At 61.1% G+C, this 21322-nt stretch carries 16 protein-coding genes, 1 tRNA gene and 1 other RNA gene; 11 read left to right on the top strand and 7 right to left on the bottom strand.

Annotated elements, in window-relative coordinates; all coding sequences use genetic code 11:
• The first annotated feature begins 67 nt into the window (after positions 1 to 67).
• Genes FGM15_07350 through FGM15_07340 form a run of 3 tightly spaced genes read left to right on the top strand, consistent with a single transcriptional unit; the run spans position 68 to position 2487 of the window.
• Positions 68 to 856 (top strand): diaminopimelate epimerase, encoded by a 789-nt coding sequence (locus tag FGM15_07350; GenBank protein ID MBU3665674.1) that lies wholly within the window; start codon positions 68 to 70, stop codon positions 854 to 856.
• Between the two features lie 12 nt (positions 857 to 868).
• Positions 869 to 1747 carry a 4-hydroxy-tetrahydrodipicolinate synthase gene (locus FGM15_07345; GenBank protein ID MBU3665673.1) on the top strand — a complete coding sequence of 293 codons (879 nt, stop codon included), beginning with the start codon at positions 869 to 871 and terminating at the stop codon, positions 1745 to 1747.
• 8 nt (positions 1748 to 1755) lie between these two features.
• Positions 1756 to 2487, top strand: coding sequence for a 4-hydroxy-tetrahydrodipicolinate reductase (locus tag FGM15_07340; protein ID MBU3665672.1), 732 nt, complete (start codon positions 1756 to 1758; stop codon positions 2485 to 2487).
• 29 nt (positions 2488 to 2516) lie between these two features.
• Here the strand turns inward: FGM15_07340 and FGM15_07335 are convergent, their stop codons facing one another.
• A complete protein-coding gene (locus tag FGM15_07335; protein MBU3665671.1) occupies positions 2517 to 3302 on the bottom strand; it encodes a CHAD domain-containing protein in 786 nt (261 codons plus the stop codon).
• 69 nt (positions 3303 to 3371) lie between these two features.
• Positions 3372 to 4079, bottom strand: a complete 708-nt coding sequence (locus tag FGM15_07330; GenBank protein MBU3665670.1) for a DUF4405 domain-containing protein — start codon at positions 4077 to 4079, stop codon at positions 3372 to 3374.
• Here FGM15_07330 and FGM15_07325 point away from each other — a divergent pair.
• The 5 genes from FGM15_07325 to mrdA all read left to right on the top strand — a co-directional run bounded on the left by FGM15_07325 (position 3913) and on the right by mrdA (position 12649).
• Positions 3913 to 4515: a carboxymuconolactone decarboxylase family protein gene (locus FGM15_07325; protein MBU3665669.1), complete on the top strand. Its 603-nt coding sequence runs from the start codon at positions 3913 to 3915 to the stop codon at positions 4513 to 4515. The two genes, FGM15_07330 and FGM15_07325, sit on opposite strands and share 167 nt — an antisense overlap.
• Before the next feature lie 10 nt (positions 4516 to 4525).
• Entirely contained in the window at positions 4526 to 6274 is a 1749-nt protein-coding gene (locus FGM15_07320; GenBank protein MBU3665668.1) for a cyclic nucleotide-binding domain-containing protein, read from the top strand.
• Positions 6275 to 6408: 134 nt separating this feature from the next.
• Complete coding sequence (locus tag FGM15_07315) at positions 6409 to 7758, top strand: NADP-specific glutamate dehydrogenase (GenBank protein MBU3665667.1); 1350 nt, start codon at positions 6409 to 6411, stop codon at positions 7756 to 7758.
• 25 nt (positions 7759 to 7783) lie between these two features.
• Positions 7784 to 10351 carry a pyruvate, phosphate dikinase gene (locus tag FGM15_07310; protein MBU3665666.1) on the top strand — a complete coding sequence of 856 codons (2568 nt, stop codon included), beginning with the start codon at positions 7784 to 7786 and terminating at the stop codon, positions 10349 to 10351.
• Between the two features lie 144 nt (positions 10352 to 10495).
• Entirely contained in the window at positions 10496 to 12649 is a 2154-nt protein-coding gene (gene mrdA, locus FGM15_07305) for a penicillin-binding protein 2 (GenBank protein ID MBU3665665.1), read from the top strand.
• 25 nt (positions 12650 to 12674) lie between these two features.
• On the opposite strand, the gene FGM15_07300 is transcribed toward mrdA, so the two are convergent.
• Positions 12675 to 13007, bottom strand: a complete 333-nt coding sequence (locus tag FGM15_07300; protein MBU3665664.1) for a hypothetical protein — start codon at positions 13005 to 13007, stop codon at positions 12675 to 12677.
• 240 nt (positions 13008 to 13247) lie between these two features.
• Between FGM15_07300 and FGM15_07295 the strand changes: the two genes are divergently transcribed.
• From FGM15_07295 to FGM15_07285, 3 genes are all read left to right on the top strand, one after another.
• Positions 13248 to 13324, top strand: a tRNA-Pro gene (locus FGM15_07295).
• Positions 13325 to 13519: 195 nt separating this feature from the next.
• A complete protein-coding gene (locus FGM15_07290) occupies positions 13520 to 13954 on the top strand; it encodes a DUF485 domain-containing protein (GenBank protein ID MBU3665663.1) in 435 nt (144 codons plus the stop codon).
• 3 nt (positions 13955 to 13957) lie between these two features.
• Entirely contained in the window at positions 13958 to 15529 is a 1572-nt protein-coding gene (locus FGM15_07285) for a sodium/solute symporter (GenBank protein MBU3665662.1), read from the top strand.
• Here FGM15_07285 and rnpB read toward each other — a convergent pair.
• The 4 genes from rnpB to cadA form a co-directional block, all read right to left on the bottom strand.
• Positions 15530 to 15926: RNase P RNA component class A (gene rnpB, locus FGM15_07280), an RNA gene on the bottom strand.
• Between the two features lie 9 nt (positions 15927 to 15935).
• Positions 15936 to 17723 carry a (E)-4-hydroxy-3-methylbut-2-enyl-diphosphate synthase gene (ispG, locus tag FGM15_07275; protein ID MBU3665661.1) on the bottom strand — a complete coding sequence of 596 codons (1788 nt, stop codon included), beginning with the start codon at positions 17721 to 17723 and terminating at the stop codon, positions 15936 to 15938.
• On the bottom strand, positions 17720 to 19159 hold the full coding sequence (rseP, locus tag FGM15_07270; protein MBU3665660.1) for an RIP metalloprotease RseP: 1440 nt from the start codon (positions 19157 to 19159) through the stop codon (positions 17720 to 17722). Before rseP ends, ispG begins: the two co-directional genes overlap by 4 nt.
• Positions 19160 to 19194: 35 nt before the next feature.
• Positions 19195 to 21312, bottom strand: a complete 2118-nt coding sequence (gene cadA / locus FGM15_07265; GenBank protein MBU3665659.1) for a cadmium-translocating P-type ATPase — start codon at positions 21310 to 21312, stop codon at positions 19195 to 19197.
• Positions 21313 to 21322: the final 10 nt, after the last annotated feature.

Here is a 21322-nt window from a genome sequence, read left to right as displayed (position 1 = left end):
TCCGCGCGGTTGACACCGCTGCCGCCGCTTGGGAGAAAAAGCGGTGACAAAATTGCATTTCACGAAAATGAATGGTGCGGGCAATGACTTCGTCATGCTCGACAACCGGGATCGCCGGATTGTCCTCACCGACAGTCAGATCGCACGTCTTTGCGATCGCCACCGCGGCATCGGGGCCGACGGCCTTCTGATGGTTGAGCCGGCGGAAGGCAATGCCGACTGGCGGATGCGCTACTACAATGCCGACGGTGCTGAGGTGGAAATGTGCGGCAACGGAGCGCGCTGTTTCGCCAGATTCGCACACCGCATTGCCCAGTCCGCCGCCAACACTGTGAGCTTCGAAACGCCCGCAGGCCTTATTTCAGCCGATCTTGCCGGCGACAGTGTATCGCTTGCGATGAGCGCGCCCGGCCCGCTTGCCGAGGGCGTCGAACTCGATGCCGCGGGGGAAAAGCTGGTTGTTTATTCCATCAACACGGGAGTTCCGCACGCGGTTGTTTTGGTGGACGACATCGAGGATGTGGACTTGAAAAAGCTCGGTCCCGCCCTCCGCCATCACCACCACTTCCAGCCGCGCGGCACCAATGCCAATTTCGTTCGCCAGCTCGGGCCCCAGGATCTGGCCATCCGCACTTACGAGCGCGGGGTCGAGGATGAAACGCTCGCCTGTGGAACCGGCGTGGTGGCCAGCGCCCTCACGGTTGCCGTGCTTGCCGGAGCCGAATCCCCGATTCGCGTCCGGGTCAGGGGTGGCGACACGCTTGTGGTTGCTTTCCGGCGCAACGCCGATGGCTTCTCCGACGTGGTTTTGACGGGTCCGGCCGATTTTGTCTTTGAAGGCGACATCGCCGTCTAGTTCACTGATCCGATGTTTGCAGGAACCCACACAGCCCTCGTCACGCCGTTCCGCGACGGCTCGGTCGATTACGAGTCCTTTGGTGAGTTGATCGAGGCCCAGATCGCGGGGGGCGTGGATGGAGTTGTGCCTGTCGGCACCACGGGCGAATCGCCCACGCTATCCCACGAGGAACACCGCGACGTCGTCAAAGCTGCGGTCGCGACCGCGAGTGGCCGCGTCAAAGTGATTGCCGGCACGGGGTCCAACTCGACTGACGAGGCAGTCAGCCTTACCCGCGATGCGGAGCAAGCCGGAGCGGATGCCGTCCTGGTCGTTGCACCCTACTACAACAAGCCCTCGCCGGAGGGGCTTTACCGACATTTCAGGGCCGTCGCCGGCGCTACCAAGCTTCCCCTTGTCCTCTACAGTATTCCCGGACGCTGCGGCATCGAGATCGGAGTTCCCGTGGTTGCCCGCTTGGCGGAAGAATGTCCGAACATCGTGGCAATCAAAGAAGCTGGCGGCTCGGTTGAGAGGGTAAGCCAGTTGCGGCAATCTCTCCCGGACGCGTTCGAAATCCTGTCCGGCGACGATTCGCTGACATTGCCATTCATGTCGGTCGGCGCAGTCGGAGTGGTGAGTGTCGCCTCGAATCTTGTCCCGGCCCCCGTTGCCGATCTTGTCCGTGCCGCGCGTGCGGGCCAGATGCACCAGGCCGCGGCAATCCACCGGCGGCTTTACCCGTTGTTCAAAAACCTTTTCATCGAGAGCAATCCCTCGCCGGTCAAGTATGCGCTCTCGCTGACATCCGGCTTCTCACCCGCATTGCGGCTTCCGCTCGTGGAAATGTCCGCCGACAACCAAGCGATCGTCCGGAAGACTCTCGAAGATCTCGGTCTGCTTTCATGAAGCCGCCTCTGCGTCTCTGCATTTATGGATCCAAAGGCCGGATGGGCCGGGCGCTGATCTGCTGCGCTGAAGAAGACCCTGCCCTGAATGTGGTAGCGGAAGTCGATGCTGGCGATGACTTCGCCGACGCGTTGCGCGTTTGTGATGCGGTCATCGACTTCTCCGCCACGCATGTAACCCCGCAGGTGGCGCGCGATTGTGCGGCCGCGGGCAAGACCCTCGTTATCGGGACCACGGGTCACGAGCAGAAGGATCGCGAACAAATTCAGCTCGCGGCGAAACAAATCCCGCTGGTTTTCTCGCCCAACTACAGTGTGGGTGTGAATGCTTTGTTCTGGCTCACGCGCAAAGCCGCGGAAATTCTCGGGCCCGGCTTCGACTTGGAAGTTGTGGAAATGCATCATCGCCTCAAAAAAGATGCTCCGTCAGGCACTGCGCGCCGCCTCGCGGAAATTCTGGCCGGGGTTCGCGATCTCGACTACGCGGAAGCGGCGCGGCATGGCCGCGCCGGAATCGTCGGTGAGCGCACAGACTCCGAAATCGGGGTGCATGCCCTGCGCGGAGGTGATGTCGTCGGAGATCACACGGTCATTTTTGCGGCACCCGGCGAAAGACTGGAACTCGTGCACAAAGCTTCGAGCCGCGATACGTTTGCCCGCGGGGCACTGCGCGCCGCAAAGTGGGCGTCTAACCAGCCGCCGGGCCTCTACGACATGCAGGATGTTCTCGGTCTCAAGTAGCCGGTCCGGCCCCCATTCCCGGCGCCGCCCTACTTGAGCATTCTGCGAAAATCTTTGGGCTTGTGCACAAGAAGCGATTTTCCCCTGCGCACTGCATCATGCCTCAAGACCTCTTTGCTGCGGGCAAGGTCCGCGGGAACGTGCAGGCCTTGGTCTTGCAGCCAACTTTCGGCGAGGCAGACATCTTGAATTTCTCCGAGGATTTCGCCCAGTCGGTCAACACGAGCGGTGAATCGCGCGAGCCTTGCCCGTCCGCCGAGATATTCGCACTGGTATAGCAGGCGCTTCAGCCTTCGTCGCCATTCGTGGAATGCGGTGTCAGACGCGTTCTTCCGCCGTGCCTGCTTCCATGCGTTGCGCGCCGCGCGGTAGGTTCCCGTTGCGCGATCGGCGATGCCTTCCCAATCCGCGGCTTGCCATCCTGAAAAGCGCCCAATCTCCAGGAGTGCCGCCAGCACTCGGTTTGCCGCCGCCTTAAGGTCGGGTTTGGGTGGCTTGAGCAGCTGCGAACCTCTGCCGGGCGCGTATTTTTCCGCCAAAGCACCGACAATCGTTGCGTCTCGTGTCGGCGCAAAAATGTCTTTGAGTTCGCCGCACGGACGCAGGAAATCTTCGCGCCACAAAGAGGCATGAGGCACCAATCGCGAAAGGGATTGCAGACGTTTCACCCGCGTGCGGATCAAATGTGCTTTGCCGCAAGGGTCATCGTCAAAAGTCTCCACGGCCCGCCGCGCCTCCCTGAGAAGTTTCACCATGGACGAACGAAGGAGGCTGCCGGGTTTCTGGCGGGGGCGGGCCATAGCAACTGGCATCATCGACCCGGCGTTCTCATGCAGCAAGTGGAACCGCTGAAGCTGCCTCTTGGAAGCGCAGCCAGTCCTTAACTAGCGCACCTGCGCCGCGTCCTCATGTTTGGGGCCACCATGATGCGGTCCGCGTTTCGCCACAGGCTGCAGCGCCAAAAAAAGTATGATCGCGAGTCCTGTTCCGAACCCGGCCACCAGCGGCCACGAATGCCTTCTGGCCGCCACTTGCCAGAGCCAACGCCAGTGGAGCGCAAGGTGCGAGACGATCAGAACCAGAAAGACATATGACAGCCATGTGTGCAGCCAGCCCCAGTCGTGACGTCCCCACCCCATGGCTGCGAGTCCGGCCCCGCCGCGTGACCCGGGCGGAAGGCGGAAGGCGAGCAGAAGACCCGTTCCAGACATTCCGCAAAAAACAAGCCACAGCAAGATGTTCAGCACCCGGGGCAACGTCGAACGCGAAACATGAGGCCGCCCCCCTGAAGGGGCATCAGCCGACACCTTCATATTTTTAAACGTAACGCACTTGCCGCGATTTGGCGAGGCCGCGGCGACATTGCCATTGACCTCGCACAGCCCTGAAATCATAAACCTTTCCTCACTCGTGACGTCTCTGCACATGCGCCCGAAGCCCCGTAAAAAGCACAAGCGCAGCGCGGGCAGCCCCAGACTGGCGGCTTTGCCGATGGAGAAGATGAAAAAGTCATGGGCGCACGCACTCGCCCGGATTCCCGGTGCTGGTCTCAAAGGAAAACTTTTCCCCAAGAACGTTCTCGGAACGCTCATGCACAACGGGGAAATTTTCGGCCCGTTTCTCGATTACTGGGTGGGCTGCAAGCTGCACATGGGGCTTACGGTCCGCGAGCAAGAGCTCATCATACTGCGCATGGCTGTTCTTTACCGATGCGAGTATGTCTGGAAGCACCACGTGCCGGTCGCCCGCGAATTCGGTGTCCAGCCGGCCGAACTTGCAGCGGTGAGGAGCGGCAAGTTCGGCCGTGTTTTCCCGCCGAAAGAGCGCGGGCTGCTTCTTCTCACGGATGAACTCGTCGAGCATCGCACGATCCGCGCCGGCGTTTGGCGGCGCTGGCAAGATGCACTCACCCCGGCGCAGTGGATCGCCCTGGTCAGTCTGGTTTCCCAATACGTCCTCTTTGCACTGACAAACAACGCGTTTGCCGTGCGTATTGAAAGGCCCCTGCGCAAAATACCCGGACTGTAGTCGCCGCGTCATGCAAAGCCCCGAAGACAAGCAAAACGCCGACCGGCCGTCGTCCGATGTTCTGGGCCAACTATTGCCCGCCGAAAGACAGGAGCTGTTGGCGCATCTCGAACCTCGCGAATTTCCCGCTGGAGCTTGCATCATGCGTCAAGGCGGCGAAGGCGACGGCTGTTATTTGATCCGCGGGGGAACGGCACGGGTCGAGTTGGCCCAGGAATCCGGCGGCCGCACGATTGTTCTCGGCTATCTCGGCCCCGGCGAGCTTGTCGGGGAGATGTCGCTGGCGGGTGTGCCCAGACGATCCGCTAGCGTTTACGCGGAGGACCATGTTTCCGTGCACTGGCTTTCCAAGAAAGCTTACACCGCGCTGGGGAAAACATCCCCGGCCGCCGCCTTGGCCTTCTCGCGGATCATCGCGCGCGACATGGCTCGCAAAATGCACGATACCAACGAGAGATTGCTCAGCTACGTTTCGCCGGAGACCACGGCATCGGAGGCGGAGAATCTCGTGGCTCGCGCCGTCGCCGGCCACAGCCCTTTCGCTTCTTCGTGGGCCGAGGAGTTCCTCTCCACCGTCCCCACGGAAAAGGAAATCGTCGATGAGTTCGTCGCGTCGGGGATGGACACGTTCTGCCTCGTGGCGGACTCGGTTTTCGCCACCATGGACCAATACATCTCCGACCTTGCTAGCGCGGGAAAAGTGAACCGCTGGGTCGTCCCGTCCGAACGATCCATTCCCGCGGTCGCCGTCGGGCGCTGGTTGGCGACAGGCAAACTCACCGTCATGTCCATGCAGAACAGCGGATTCACAAATGCCATGGATTATCTGCGCACGGTAATGCTGGTCCATCGCGTCCCCGGTTTGGTGATATCCAGTTGGCGCGGGTTCGATGCCCTGCTTGATGACAGCGAACCCCACATCCTTGTGGGCGACGTGACCGATGCGGACAACCGCAACACCTTGGGCGAAGAGCATGTTTTCGGCCAAAGGAGCGGAGTCGGCCTGCTGCGCGACTTGCGGGAAGCGATCGAGGACGCGAAACGTGGAAATCTTTCGTGCCTTCGCATTTCGCCGCCGGGGTTCTCCAGAAATTATTCTTTGAAACGCGTCGCCGACAATATCGTCCCTTACCTCGACCCGGGAAGTTACGAGGCAATCACGGCCCGAAAAGGAAAGCCTTTCGCCGATGTTCAAAAAGAGCCGCTCATCAGTCGTGAGGACGCGCTCTGCAACATCCATGCACAAATGACGCACCTCGATCCTTTCTACATCGTGGGAAACGGGTTCAATCCGCGCGCGATGCAGGGTCTGCGCCTGACGGAATACACCTTTGAAAATGCCGGCGGAATGGGCAGCACCCTGGCGATTGCTTGGGGCGCGGCAAAATCGAACCCCGACCAAGTCTTCGTTGCCATCGACGGCGACCAGAACGCGGTGATGAACGAGATGGAAAAAGTCCTTTCGTCGGATTACCCGGAAAATCTTTATTGGTTCATCTTGAACAATGGCACGGGCGAATCCGTTGGACCTTCCGTGAGCCTGCCGCTTTCCCCCTGGCATTACCAACTCGCGCACGTCATCAACACCAAGAACCAAGAACCGGGGAGCTTCAAGCACAGCCGGATCAATGCCTCCGGCCTGAAATTTGCGAGCCCTGAGGCGTCGGCTATCGCGCAGCAGATCGGAAATCTCCCCGCCCAAGCACACGTTGCGCGTCAGTTGCTAAAAAGCATGGACTCGCAGCGCAGAAAGCGCTGAATCCAGTGGTCTGCTGATGGGGCGACCGAGCGCCCGAAGACTATTAGGCCGGCTAATAGTTTGCCCAGGCCGGAAAGGTCGTTTAAAAGAGTGGAATACGAGTCTTCGCAACCGGGCAAATCACTCCAAAACTTATGAAGAAATCATCAAAGTTGGTAAACGAAGTGCTCGATGTGGTTGCGCACCGGAACGCGGGTGAACCCGAGTTCCTGCAGGCGGTCAACGAGGTGCTGGACTCGCTGGGCCCCGTGCTCGAGCAATGCCCGCAATACGCGGAAGCCGGGATTCTTTTTCGCATCGTTGAGCCGGAACGACAGATCATATTCCGTGTGCCGTGGGTCGACGACCAGGGCCGTGTGCAGGTCAATCGCGGCTTCCGCGTGCAGTTCAGCAGCGCGATCGGACCTTACAAGGGTGGACTCCGTTTCCACCCGAGCGTGAATATCGGCATCCTCAAATTCCTTGGATTCGAGCAAGTGTTCAAAAATTCCCTCACCTCGCTTCCGATGGGCGGGGGAAAAGGCGGCTCCGATTTCGACCCGAAAGGCAAGTCGGATGCCGAAGTCATGCGTTTCTGCCAGAGTTTCATGAGCGAACTTTTTCGCCACATAGGAGCCGACACCGACGTTCCGGCGGGTGATATCGGCGTCGGTGCGCGAGAGATCGGATTCCTGTTCGGCCAATACAAACGCCTGCGCAACGAATTTACCGGTGTGCTCACCGGCAAAAGCTTGAATTGGGGCGGCTCGCTCATCCGCCCGGAGGCAACCGGCTACGGCGCGGTCTATTTCGCCCAAGAAATGCTCGCCACACGAAACCGCTCGCTGGAAGGACTCCGCTGCGCGATATCCGGTTCCGGCAATGTCGCACAATTCACTGCGGAAAAGCTCCTCCAATTGGGCGCCGTCCCCGTGAGCCTCTCCGACTCCCACGGCACGGTCTATGACAAAGACGGCATCAACCGCGAAAAGCTGGACTTCGTCATGCACCTCAAAAACGTCCGTCGCGGGCGCATCCGCGAATATGCCGAGAAGTTCGGGGCGGAGTTCCGGGCCGACCGCAACCCGTGGTCGATCCCCTGCGACTGCGCTTTCCCGTCGGCTACGCAGAACGAGTTGGACGAGGAAGACGCCAAAACCCTGCTGAAAAACGGCTGCACCGTTGTCTCCGAGGGCGCCAACATGCCTTCAACGCCGGCGGCCGTGGAGCAATTTCTCAAGGCAAAAATCCTCTACGGTCCGGGCAAGGCTGCCAACGCCGGGGGCGTCGCCACTTCCGGTTTGGAAATGTCCCAAAACTCCATGCGCCTGCGATGGAGCCGCGAAGAAGTGGATGGCCGGCTGCGTGAGATCATGAAAAACATCCATGCTGCCTGCGTCGAGACGGCCGGCCGGTTCGGGCTCGAGGGCAATTACGTCGCGGGCGCGAACATTGCCGGCTTTACCAAAGTTGCCGACTCCATGCTCGACCAAGGGGTCGTTTAGCAAAACTACCGGAAACGGACCAAAGATGACCGCGGGTTCCGGAGATTCCCCTCCTCCCGCTGCCACCACCGGTCTGCCAGGACTTGACGCCGTGCTCCACGGCATCCGGCCCGGTGACAACATTGTCTGGGGCGTGGACTGCATCGAGGACTATGCCCGGTTGGTCCAGCCCTACGAAAAGGCCGCGCGCGAGGCAGGCCGGCGGGTCGTTTACTTCCGGTTTGCCCGCCACGCCCCGCTTTTTCCCGGAACTTATCCGATCCGCGTGCATGAGATCGATCCGACGCCCGGCTTTGAGCACTTTGTGCGCGAGGTGCATCGCATCATTGAGGACTGCGGCCCCGGCACGGTTTACATTTTCGACTCGCTGAGCAGCCTTGCCGACGCATGGTTCTCCGACCAGGCGCTTGGCAATTTTTTCGTCCTCACGTGTCCGAGGCTTTTCGACCTGCATACCGTCACCTACTTCGCCATCGAGCGCGACCGGCACTCGATCCATGCCATCGAGCCGATCCGCAGGACCACGCAATTCTTTCTCGAGGTGTTCACGCAGGACGGAGGCTTCTATATCCGCCCGATCAAGGTCCAATATCGCTCGCAGGATGTGATGGACACGCTTCATGTGGAGCAGCAGGGCGGCGAGTTTGTCCCGGTGGAGGAAAGCGCCGTGCTCGCCCGCATCCTTTCGAAAACCCGCTGGCCGCGGCTCATGCGCAACAGGCGCTCCGGCTACTGGGACGGTATGTATCAGGAAATGGACCGCCTCATTGCCGGCCGAGCAACCGGCATCAGTTCCCCCGCCGAGGAAGCCGCGCTCCTGCACAAGGTCCGTGCCGCATTCCGCGTGCACCGCTCGGGCATCGCGGCACTGGTGGAAAAATGGCTCGGGCTCGAGGACTTCCAATCTATCCGGCAGCGCATGATCGGCATCGGCTCGATCGGAGGCAAAGCTTTGGGAATGCTGGTCTCGCGCAGCATCCTGCGCGAGCGCGAACCCGATGTCGCCGCGAGGCTCGAGGTCCACGACTCGTTTTTTGTCGGCGCGGAGGTCTTTGTCACCTTTCTCGTGCGCAACGGCGTCTGGTGGATACGCGAACGCCAAAAAAGCGGCCAAGGCACGGCTGAAGAACTCGAGGATGGGCGTCGCCGGATCCTCACGGGGGTCTTCCCGCCCGATGTGTTGCTCCAATTCGAGGGCATGCTCGACTACTTCGGCGAGCGCCCCTGTATCGTGAGATCCAGCTCGATCCTCGAGGATGCGCGCGGCAACGCCTTTTCCGGAAAATACGAGAGCGTGTTCCTTGCGAACCGAGGTTCGCGCGAGGAACGCTTGGAGGCTCTGCTCCACGCGGTGCGCGAGGTTTATGCGAGCGTGCTGGATCCGGACGCCATCCTTTACCGCAAAGCTCGCAATCTTCTTGCCAGCGAGGAGCGCATGGCCCTGCTGATCATGCGCGTGTCCGGGCGGCAACGCGGATCCTTCTTTTTTCCGCAGGCGGCGGGAGTCGGGCTTTCCTACAACCCATGGTCGTGGCATCCCGACATCGATCCGGAAGCCGGCGTCGTGCGCTTGGTCTTCGGCTTGGGAACGCGCGCCGTGGACCGGGCCGACGATGACTACACGAGGCTGGTGAGTCTTTCCGCCCCGCTCCGCCGCCCGGAAACTTCGCTCGACGAGCAGCGGGACCATTCCCAGCGACGCATGGATGCGATCGATCTCGGCGCACGCGCTTTGGTTTCGCGGCCGGTGGAGGATCTGGTTCCGCTCTGCGGCGATTTCCCGGTCCGCCACTTCGTCGATTTCGACAGCGGACAGCCGTGGGTGACATTCAACCGCCTCATCAAAAACACGGGCGTCGTCGCCGATTTCCGCCGGATGCTCTCCGCTCTCGAAGCCGAATACGATGCGCCCGTGGACATCGAGTTCACCATCAATTTTCTCGATCCCGAGAATTATGCCATCAATCTCCTGCAGTGCCGGACATTCCAAGTGCGAAAGCACGTTCTGCCCCTGACGGCCGCTGCAAAGCCTCCGGCAGGTCGCGCCATACTCTTGGCGCGCGGTGCGGTAATCGGCTTGGGACGCGAAATCCCCGTCGATGACATCATCTATGTTCCCACGGCCTCGTATGCCGCACTGCACGAGCAGGATCGTTACGGTGTAGCGCGACTGATCGAAAACCTGACCCAGGCACACGATCCAGCCCGGAACCTTGTGCTTATCGGCCCGGGACGATGGGGAACTGCCATGCCTGCCTTGGGCATTCCCGTGCGTTCGGGGCGCATCGCGCTTGCATGTGCGGTCTGCGAAATCGTCGCCATGCACGCCGGTCTTGTCCCTGACGTGTCGCTCGGAACCCATTTCTTCAACGATCTTGTGGAACACGACCTTCTTTACCTCGCGTGCTTCCCCGGGAAGCCGGGCAACATGATCGACGAGAAGTGGTTCAGTGCCGCCGTGAGCAAGACGCCACCGGGAGCTAAGTTCGCCGGCTGCGTGCGTCTTATCGACATGTCCTCGACCGGGGCTGTTCTGACTGCGGACACGCTCAACCAAACGGCAGCCATCCGCCTCCCCGGCGAAGCGGGCTGAGGCCAATCAACGGCATACCCTCCGCAGGGTATTGGCCCGGAGCCGCTGCCGCTTAAAATTGGCCGGCTGTTTCCAGCGCGGGCTGCCCGACATTTTGAGCCCTTGCCGTCCGTGCTTTTGGAAGCAGCGAATCCGACAGTTCCCATGATTATCACTGCACGCACGAACGGCGCGCCCAGTTTGTTCCGCACGCACGAGTTCCGGATCGCGCTTATCGGCTCACTAATGCTTCTCGCGTTCGTTTTGCTCGCGGGAAAACTTTGGTATCTGCAGATGGCCCGCGGCGTCCATTACGCCGACCGCATGCGCGCAACATCCCAGATTCGCGTCAGGCTTCCGGCTGTGCGGGGTGAAATTCTCGATCGCACCGGGCTGCCCCTCGCCCAAAATCGCGCCAGTGTGGCGGTGGAGTTTTATCTTCCGGACATTGTGCGTGAATACCGTCGGCGCTTCGGCGACGTGCCCATGCACAACTACCGCGTGGTTGCAGCCGGCGCGCAAAAAGAGAAGTCCGAGCCGGACATCGTCCGGATCGTGAACGAGACAATCATGCCGAAGTTGGCCGAGCTCGGGCTCACCCGCGACTACAACGCCAACCAGCTCCGTCTTCATTACCGCAGCAGTTCGGAAATTCCTTTCCTTTACCTAGAGGATCTCGACTTCGACACTATGGCGAAGTTTACCGAACACGACCTCGCTCTGCCCGGCATCGATGTGAGCGTGCGCCCGGTCCGCCATTACACCTACGGATCGCTCGGCGCGCATTTTCTCGGCTACGTCGGCGAGCCGGAGGAGGTCGATGCGAAGGAAGCGGAGCAGTTTGACTTCTACCAGCAGGAGGCCGAGGGAAAGACGCAGCTCGAGTCGCTTTTCGACGACGAACTGAGAGGCACGGCCGGCGCCCGCGTTCTGCAGCGCAACGCAAAGGGCGTGATCGAACGCGAGGTTGCGGTGGAGCCGCCGATCCCCGGATGCAACATCGAGCTGACGATCGACGCACGCATCCAGTTCATCGCCGAGAAAGCTTTGCGCGCCGTGGGCCGCGGTGCCGCCATCGTCGTCGATGTGCACAGCGGCGACATCCTCGCCATGGCCAGCGTGCCTTCGTTTGATCCGAACAGCTTCATCCCGGCGATCGCTTCGGAAGACTGGAAACAACTCGCCACCGACGCCACGCATCCGCTGCTCAACCGGGCCACCAGCGCCTACGCACCCGGTTCGACCTACAAAGTGGTTCCCGCGCTTGCAGGCTTCCGCAAGAACATCGGTGACAAATCGTTCACCTGCAACGGCGGCGTCCAATACGGCACGCACATGCTCAAGTGCAGCGGGTCGCACGGGACGATCGATGTCGGCTCGGCCCTCCGCGTATCGTGCAACGCATTTTTCTGCCTCTACGGGAATGCTGCTGGAATCGATGCAATCGATGACACCGGACGGTTGCTCGGGCTGGGGCAGAAAACCGGTCTCCCGCTTTCGGGCGAATACGCCGGCATTCTTCCCGGACCCGAGTGGCTCGAAAATCAGAAACTCAAGGAGCAATGGTCAACCGGACAGACCGCCAACACTTCGATCGGCCAAGGATTCGTGCTCGCCACCCCGCTGCAGATGGCGATGGTCGCTGCCACATTGGCGAACGGAGGCACCAGCTACTACCCTCGCCTGGTCCGGAGAGTTGTCGCGAGGGACGGCAGAGTCATCCGCGAAGAACCCGTGAAGATCCGCGCCAACCTTCTGGAAAACGGATTCACTCCGGAAGGTATCGAGGCTGTCCGGCGCGGCATGTGGGACGTGGTCAATCGCGGGGGTGGCACCGCGCCGGGAGCACGCATCAAAAATTACGAGGTCGCGGGCAAAACCGGGACGGCGCAGTTCTGGCGGCGCGGGGCGAAGGACAATCACACATGGTTCATCACCTTTGCCCCGTATCACAACCCGCGCTACGCAGTGTGCGTGATGGTCAACGGCGGATCCTCGGGCGGCGGCGTCGCCGCACCGATCGCCTCGAAGATCCTGTCCGACATTTTCAAGATGGAAGAGGGCAACGAGGTGCAGCTCGCCAGCCTCGCTCCGGCCAAAGGAAGCTTCGGCTATGTGTCGAGCGTGGACTTCGGGCGCGCCATTCCTGCCGCTTTGGCTGCGGCACCTCCCGGCGAACCGGGAGAACCGGGCGGCACAGCCTCTGCTCCGCAACCGAAGGTCAAGCCCGCCGCGGACTCCGAGGGCAGCGTCACGAAAAAGCCCAACTTTTTCCAACGGCTCTTCGGCCGCAAAAAGAAAAACTCGGCCGAGGGCTGACCTCGCCACCGGCGGCTGATCCCCGTCACTTCGGAGAAATTATTCTGCTCCGCTTGGAGAGGATCGCGACCTCGTGCTTTTTGACCTCCGCGATCCACGACGAGTCACCGGGAATATTGTGACGAGAGCAATACTCCTGCCAGACGGCCCCGAAAGGCGGGGTCTTCGCTTCCTCCATGAGCGCGAGACGCGTTATGAAATGGCCCTCTTCTTCGGCCTTGCGCAACAAGTCCGATGGCTTGAGCAGGGCGGCAAGAAGCGTCTTGATCGTCGAGCATGTGCCGATGACCCATGCGGCGATGCTTTTGCGGTCGAAAGGCATGTCCTTCGATCCGTCGGGAATCCAAACGTTCGTCACCGTAGGCGTGCCGAGTTGGCAGGCGATCTCCGCGCCGATTCTTAGGAATTCATAGAGGTTTGCTACCGGGCAAAAACATACGCGATCGGAGCGGCGCGGGAGATACACAGAATTTTGAAGATTGGCTCCGGACTGGACAGTGCACGCCAGAGCTTCGCCAAAGCCCGGTTTGCAAAATCAGGTGACAAAGACGAAATAGCCCTGCACAATAACTCCATACCGCAGAGGTATATTTCTTTTCGGGCTGTGGCTCAGCTTGGTAGAGCGCTGCGTTCGGGACGCAGAGGCCGTGGGTTCAAATCCCACCAGCCCGACCATCTCCTCACGTAGGTCTGACAATTTTAGGCTCACGCCTCAAAAGACGGGGTTTCGCGCCCGGCACAATTTCGATCGTTGCGCAGGCCATTGACACGCCGGCCGGAATCATCATTCCGCAAGCGTCAAGCAAGCAGGGCTCCGTAATCGCGATTCCGAACTTTCCACGAGCCGCATCTCCTGCTCATATCCGCCGCATGTCATCCCCAGACACTCCCACCAACCGCGACTATACTGCAATCGTTGGTTCCCAGACGGACATCGCGCCGCTCGGCCGCACCGGGCGGAAACCCGATCATGAATTGACCGCGGAAGAGGACGGCGGGCGGCCTCTATGGACGAGCATTGCCGCCGATCCCGGCTTCGCCGAGTTGCGGCGATCGAAGCTGCGCCTCATTGTTCCGGCCACGATCTTCTTCGTTGTCTATTATTTCCTCCTGCCTGTGGGGGTCGGGTGGTTCCCTTCCCTGATGGAGAAAAAGATCTGGGGTGATATGAACATCGCCTATTTTTATGCGCTCTCGCAGTTCTTCATGGCGTGGATTCTCGCCGGCATTTATGTGGCGGCGGCTGCCCGCTGGGACAAAAGCGAGCACGAGTTGCTGAGCAAATACGGGGCGCAACACCGCTGAGTCATGACAGCCGCACCCGCTTCCTCCGGCAGCCAGACTTCGCTCTGGATGTTCCTCGCCTTCGTGGCGGCAACGCTGGTCATCACATGGATCAGCGCGCGCAAATCGTCGGACGCCAGCGCCTTCTTCGCCGCCGGGCGCCGTATCACCGGATGGCAAAACGGCCTAGCCGTGGCCGGCGACTACATGAGCGCCGCCAGCTTTCTCGGGATCGCGGGAATGATCGCGATGAACGGTTACGACGGCTTCATGTATTCCGTCGGATTTCTGGTGGCATACCTGACCGTTCTTTTCATCGTGGCCGAACCCCTCCGCAACGCCGGAAAATACACGATGGCGGACGTGCTGGCCTACCGGCTCAAACCTCGCCCCGTTCGCGCTGCCGCGTCGCTCAGCACTTTGACGGTTTCCGTTTTTTACATGATCGCCCAGATGGTCGGTGCAGGTGTGCTTGTCCGCCAACTGATACCCGGTGCCTCCTACGAAGTCGCGGTGATCGGCGTGGGTGTGCTCATGGTCGTTTACGTCGTGTTCGGCGGCATGCTGGCAACTACGTGGGTGCAAATCATCAAAGCCGTGCTGCTGATCGCCGGCAGCATTTTACTCAGCATCCTCGTGCTCGAGCGCTACCACTTCAACCTCGGCGAATTCTTTGCTTCCCTCACGGCGATCACCTCCACCGCGGCCGACGGACAAACGGTGACGCGGAACTTTCTAACGCCGGGCCTGATATTCAAAAATCCCTGGGATCAAATTTCCCTCGGCATGGCGCTTCTCCTCGGGACCGCCGGCCTGCCGCACATTTTGATTCGTTTCTACACAGTGCCGGACGCCAAGACGGCGCGCGCCAGCGTGGTCTGGGCCATGCTGATCATCGGTCTGTTTTACATCATGACCACTTTTTTTGGTTTCGGCGCCGCAAGTCTTTTGGGCCCGGACCACATCGCGGCCAACGGGGGAACCAACATGGCGGCACCGGAGTTGGCGCGCGTGCTTGGTGGGGAAGTTTTCTTCGCATTTATCTGCGCGGTGGCCTTCGCCACGATTCTGGCTGTTGTCGCCGGGCTGACCATCAGCGCAAGCACGAGCTTCGCCCACGATTTCTTTGTCAATGTCATCCACCACGGCAAGGAACAGGCACCCGGGGAGGAGGTTCGCGTTGCCCGCATCACGGCTTTTGTCGTCGGCGCGGCGTCTATTGCGATAGCGATCGCCTTGGGCCCCGGCGTCAATGTCGCCTTCCTCGTCGGCCTCGCTTTTGCTGTTGCCGCCAGCGCCAACCTTCCCGTGATGGTCTTTTCGCTTTACTGGAAAAGGTTCAACACGGCAGGTGCCGTCGCAGGGCTGCTGACCGGTCTTGTCTCCAGCATTGTTCTCATCTTGGTCAGCCCCGACCTCATGAAGGAGCCTTTGTTCCCGCTCAAAAACCCGGCACTCGTCAGCATACCTTTGGGATTCTTCGGAGCTTGGCTCGGAACAATGTTGTCCAAGGACATTCCCTCCGCAGACAAATTCACCGAGATGCAGGTTCGCGCCAACACCGGTCTCGGCGCCGAGAAGGCTTCGGCGCATTGAAAAGGGCGGGTGGCCGTAAGCCGGATTCTGTCGGACGGCGAACCGTCCGGGCGGCCATTTCTCTCACCGGCTCGCGCCGGCGCCCCGCTTTCGCAGGGTGCGACTAATACCCGGAATGTGCCCTGCTTGCGCGGGGCGGCCGGGGCGGGCCGTCATTCCTGTTCTGTCTTGCACCGCACGGGGTTTGTCCTGCCCCCTCGATTGCTCTCGGGGCGGTGGGCTCTTACCCCGCCATTTCAACCTTACCCGCCGAAGCGGGCGGTATATTTTCTGCGACACTATCCGTGGCGGCGGACTTGCGTCCGTCGGCCCCGCGCTTGCGCGCGGCGTGCTGCCCCGAGGTGTCCGGACTTTCCTCTGCACGGGCGAACCGCGCAGCGGCCGCCGGCCACCCGCCAAAGGAAAATTAGGCGGAGACCGAACCTTCTGCAACCGCCGCGTGCACCGGCAATTCCATCCACCGGCCATGCTCTTTGATAAGATCGACGAGCCGGTCCACGGCCTCAGCTTCGGGAATATTGAATTTCACCGGTTTCTTGCCCACGTAAAGATTCACTTTGCCCGGCGCTCCCCCCACGTAGCCGAAGTCCGCATCGGCCATCTCGCCGGGACCATTGACGATGCATCCCATGATGGCGATTTTTACGCCTTTGAGATGTTGCGTTGCGGCTTTGATCCGCGCTGTTGTTTCCTGAAGATTGAAGAGCGTTCGCCCGCAACTCGGGCAAGCCACATAGTCGGTCTTGAAAATACGCGCACCGACGGCTTGCAGAATGTTGTAAGCAAGCCGCAGGGTCTGGCCCGGAGCATCCTCGGTGCGCAACAGGACCGCATCGCCGATCCCGTCACACAGGAGCGATCCCAAGCGCGCCGAGGCAGCCAGCAATGTCCGAATAAACGGCGTCTGGGGGTCCGGATGGGGGACGAGCGTGTCCTTCAGCAAAATGGGATGCCGTGACTCGACTCTCGAAGCGAGAAGGCGGAACGCGGCGATTACCGGCATGCCGATTCCGTCTTTGACCGTCACAAGACAGGGCTCCTTCCGTCCGTTCACTGCCGCGACATCCTGCAAATCGCGCGGGTCGATCTCGACCGCTGCCAGATCCTCGTAAACGAGTTCCGGCTGGAAGTCCCCCAGCCCGGCAAGTTTGTGGGCCACCGCATCGTAATGCTTGCGCGTGACCACCACGCGCGGAACTTCGTCGGCGCCGACCGCCACGCCGTTCACCAGCATCCGCGCACTCGCGCGGCGCGCGTAGGTGAACGGATCGAACGAAACCCTCTCCGGACCGGTCCACCCCTCGCACTTTCCGGCGAACAAGTTCACCAACTCACGGGCGACCGGAATCTCGTGAATGCTGTCCTCCGTTAGGCTGACACGGATCGTGTCGCCGATACCGTCTGCAAGAAGTGCCCCGATCCCCACCGCGCTCTTGATGCGCCCGTCCTCGCCGTCCCCGGCTTCGGTCACGCCGAGATGGATCGGATAATTCCAATCGGCGCCCTCGGCCTCGAGCCGCGAAACAAGCAGGCGGTAGGCCTCGATCATCACCTTGGGATTCGACGCCTTCATGGAAAAAACGAAATCGTGGTAGCCGAGGTCGCGCGCAATGCGGGCGAATTCCAGAGCGCTTTCAACCATGCCGAGCGGCGTGTCGCCATACCGGTTCATGATCCGGTCGCTGAGCGAGCCGTGGTTCGTGCCGATCCGCATTGCCACCCCGCGCTCGCGGCACGCTTGAACCAAGGGTGCAAATTTTTCCCGGATTCGCCCGATCTCGGCCGCGTATTGCTCGTCGGTGTATTCCCGCACGGCGAATTTTTTGGAATCCGCGTAGTTTCCCGGGTTCACCCGCACCTTCTCGACCCACTTTGCCGATTCCATCGCCGCCTCGGGCTTGAAATGGATATCTGCCACCAACGGCACATCGCAGCCTCCGTCTCGAAGTCCTTTTGCGATGACTTCGAGATTGCGGGCGTCCTTCACCGTCGGCGCTGTGATGCGCACAATCTCGCAGCCCGCGTCTGCCAGCGCCCGTGACTCCGCCACGCTCGCTTCCGTGTCCATCGTGTCGCAGGTGATCATCGACTGCACACGCACGGGGTTGTCACCCCCGAGGCCGACATCGCCGATGCGGACTTCCCGCGAACGGCGGCGACTCGGGTAAAACGGCGGCGGAAGCCGCTGCGTCATGGCACGGTTGGGGCCGGGGTGGTTTTATCCGGCGAGAATTTCAACTCCGGAGCGGACGGTTCGGGTGCCCGGCGCCATGGCAAATCGACGACATCGAAAAACGTTATGTAAAGCATGTAGCCGATGATGAGCATCGCGAAAGCGCCCTGGACTTTTTCCAAAACGCGCGCGCTTACCGGGCGACGCCGCACCGCTTCGATGATAGCAAGCACGATGTGGCCGCCATCCAGCACCGGAATCGGGAGAAGGTTGAGAAGAGCCAGATTGACGTTCAAGACGACGCTGAACCACAGCGCCAAACGCCAACCGTCCGGCGACTCGAACAGCAAATAGTAGATGCGCATGATGCCCACGGGCCCGCTTAAATGCTCGGCCTTGATGTCGCTGCGCGGGGAAAAGACGGCCGACAGCGTGTCCAGCATTGTTCGCACGCTTCCCACCACAAGCTCCCACGGATTGGGATGGACGAGGGTCGTCAGGCCGCGGTCGTCCCACAAAATTCCGATACGCGGTTTGCTGTCGCCTTCCGGCACCTGGGGGATGACCGTGACGGCGAGCGTTTCTTGATCGCGTTTGACCGTCAGCGTCACCGGTTCCCCGGCCTTGTGCGTGTCCAAATATTCACTGAGCGAGGCGAGACTTCTCAACGGCTGATTATCCACGGCGACGATGAGGTCGCGCGGATGCAGGCCGGCAAGAGCTGCGGGGCTGTCGGGAAAAACACGTGCCACCATGGGCGTCTGGGCCGGGCGGATACCGATGTCGCGAAGCTTTTTGCGCCCCCACCCTTCACGGACGGGCAGCGTCGGTTCGACCTCCACGGTCTTGATGACCCCATCGCGTTCGAACTTCACCGGAACAAGCGGTTCTTCGCTGCGCACCACGTTCCAGCTGACGCTCTGCCGCATGTTGCCCATGCCGGAGAACTTGGTCACCGCGTGGTTGTTGACCTCAAGAATCCGGTCACCCGGCAGCAAGCCTGCCTTGGCCGCCGGACCATCGGGGACCACATAGCCGATGACCGTAGTGCTCTCGGCTTCGCTCACGGGACGACCGACCGCCCAGACCAGGACGGCGCAGAGCAAGGCCAAGGCCATGCTGGCCGCGGGACCCGACAGCGCGACGATGATTTTGTCCATCGCGCTGACAGGCGGAAGAGCGGAGCGGTCATGCTTGCTCTCGCCCTCGACGGACTCCATCGGGGCGAGTTGTGGCAGCGCGACAAACCCGCCTGCCGGAATGGATCCGAGGCTGTATTCGACCCCTCCTATCGTCTTTTTCCACAGTGGCCTGCCGAACCAGATGCCGAACTTTTCCACCACCAACCCGCGCCAGCGCGCAGCGAGAAAATGCCCGAGTTCGTGGGCGACAATGATAAGGTTGAAAAGCAGCAAGACCTCCAGAAGGATCCCGGCCACCCGCAGATAGTCAGTCATAACAAGCGCACAACATAGCACACTCGTGGCTACCTTCACGCCCCAATTCCGGTGCGATTCAGGCGCAAGGCATTGGCGATTACCGACACCGAACTCAGGCTCATGGCCGCCCCGGCGACAATCGGACTGAGAAGCCAGCCGGTCAGCGGGTAAAACACTCCTGCAGCGAGAGGAATCCCGAGCAAGTTGTAGGCGAACGCGAGAAACAGATTTTGCCGAACGTTGCGCATGATCGCTTTGCCGAGGGCGAACCCCCGCACGATCCCCTGCAGCGAACCGTGAACCAACACAAGATCAGCCGTCTCCTTGGCCACGTCGCTGCCGGCTCCCATGGCGATGCCGGTATCCGCCGCAGCGAGCGCAGGCGCGTCGTTCACGCCATCACCCGCCATGCAGACCACCCTTCCGGCCGACTGGAGGGCGCCGACCACTTCTGCTTTTTGAGCAGGCGTCATGCCCGCATAAAATTCCGTGATGCCCAAAGTTCTCGCAACGTGTTCGCCGACACTTTCGCAGTCGCCGGTCAACATCACGATCTTCCTTCCCCCGCTCTGAAGTTCGTCAAGCGCTGCCCGGGCCGACGGCTTCACGGAATCATCCAGCATCAGCGTGCCTATCCAGCCGCCATCGACTGAAATGTCCACACGCGAGCGCGCGCCCTGCCCGTGCACCGGAGTATCGCTCGTCCCAACGAACGCCGGCGTCCCGGCGCGCACTTGCAAGCCGCGGCACATGCCGCTGACGCCATGCCCCGCTTCGGAGTGGAAGTCCGTGACCGCAGCTTGCTCCGCACCGCGCTTCACCGCCTCCCGCGCAATCGCCTCGGCCAAAGGATGCCCGCTGCGCGATTCTAGGGAACCGACCAAGCACCAAAAAAGCGACTCATCCGCGCCCGGAGCAAGAAGGCATTCCACGACTTCGGGCCGTCCTTCGGTAAGCGTGCCCGTCTTATCCACGCAGATAGTGTCGGTCTTTTCCATGCGTTCCAGCGCGGCGGGCTGCCTCACCAAAACACCTTCCCTCGCTGCGCGTCCAACGCCCACGGCGATGGAAACGGGCACGGCAAGGCCGATGGCGCACGGGCATGCGATGATAAGGACGGAAACCGATGCCGTGATCGCGGAAGACAAAGATCCGCTGAAAAACATCCAGGCGGCAAACGACAGCAGCGCAGAAACAACGACTGCAGGGACGAAAACCGCAGAAATACGATCGGCAAGATCCTGCACTGGCGCCCGCGCCCTCTGGGCCTGCGCAACCATGCCGACGATTTGGGAGAGCAAGGTTGCGGCTCCCACTTCTTCCGCACGCAAATCGATAGCTCCGGCAAGATTGAGTGTTCCGGCGCGCACCTTGGACCCGGCAACAACCTCCACAGGCCATGACTCGCCAGTGAGCATGGATTCGTCGAGGGAGCTATGTCCCGAAATCACAGTTCCATCCACAGGGATTTTTCCTCCGGGTTTGACCCTGATAACGTCGCCTTTGCCGACCGTCTCAAGAGCCACCTCGTCCGCCCGGTCGTTGGCGTCAACTTTCCATGCCGTTGCCGGCGAGAGGTCCATGAGAGCACGAAGTGCGTCACCTGTGCGGCGGCGCGCGCGCAATTCGAGGATCTGCCCGAAGAGCACCAAAGCAACAATGACCGCGGCAGACTCGAAATAAACGGGGCCACTCGTCGCCGAAAAAACCACGACGGCCATGCTGAATCCCCACGCAGAGAGCGTCCCCACCGCGATCAAAGTGAACATGTTGGCTGAACGGTTGACGACCGATCGCCATGCGCGGAACAGCAGCGGCCATCCGCATCCGAAAAGAACCGCTGTGGTCAATACCGCCTGCAGCCAGAGCGAGAACCGTCCCATGCTCCAATGCGCCAACGCGGAACCGGGAAAAATGTGCGCCATGGCGAGGACCACCACGGGCACTGACAACACGGCCGCCGCCACGAACCTGCGCGTCATGTCCCGCAGCTCGGAGTCGTCCTGCGCCGACGTGATGCCCTCAGCCTCCAAAGCCATCCCGCATTTCGGACAGTCACCGGGATGATCCTGCGAAACGTCGGGATGCATCGGACAGATGTAACGCGCACCCGCAGCCACGATCACCGGCTGGCGCTGGAGCTTGGATTTACCGTGACAGCACTGGGTCATGAAACCTCCA

This window comes from Chthoniobacterales bacterium (assembly GCA_018883245.1).
GTDB lineage: Bacteria > Verrucomicrobiota > Verrucomicrobiia > Chthoniobacterales > JACTMZ01 > JACTMZ01.
This window is presented reverse-complemented; position numbering and strand designations above follow the sequence as displayed.